Source organism: Paenirhizobium selenitireducens ATCC BAA-1503 (assembly GCF_900492185.1).
GTDB classification, from domain to species: domain Bacteria; phylum Pseudomonadota; class Alphaproteobacteria; order Rhizobiales; family Rhizobiaceae; genus Allorhizobium; species Allorhizobium selenitireducens_A.
The window spans coordinates 1-373 of sequence record NZ_UEYP01000060.1; the positions used below are offsets into that span (position 1 = coordinate 1).

The window sequence follows — 373 nt, forward strand, 5'->3', positions numbered from 1 at the left end:
AGCTCCGGCAAGACAAATATACCGGGAAGGACCCGGCGCTCAGACAATAACGCGGGGTGGAGCAGCCCGGTAGCTCGTCAGGCTCATAACCTGAAGGCCGCAGGTTCAAATCCTGCCCCCGCAACCAAAAAAACTTGCAAATTTACCCATTCCGAAGATCTGATCCTGAGCTCCTCGCCATAACGGTCGAGGAGCTTTTTGCGTTTGGCCCGAGGGCGGTAATCCCCCCGTTTTGAACGGGGGGATTGACCTGAGACCCTGAACTTCCTCCAGAATTTGGTAGAGTCCGTCACATCAAGGAGACGGACGAATGAAGCGTTCACGGTTCACGGAAGAACAGATCATCGGGATATTGAAGGAGCAGGAGGCGGGC

The 373-nt window shown here is 55.2% G+C and carries 1 tRNA gene; it reads left to right on the top strand.

From position 1 onward, the window contains the following. Nucleotides 1–50: 50 nt before the first annotated feature. Nucleotides 51–127: transfer RNA gene (locus tag RHIZ70P_RS22730), tRNA-Met, on the top strand. Nucleotides 128–373 lie beyond the last annotated feature (246 nt).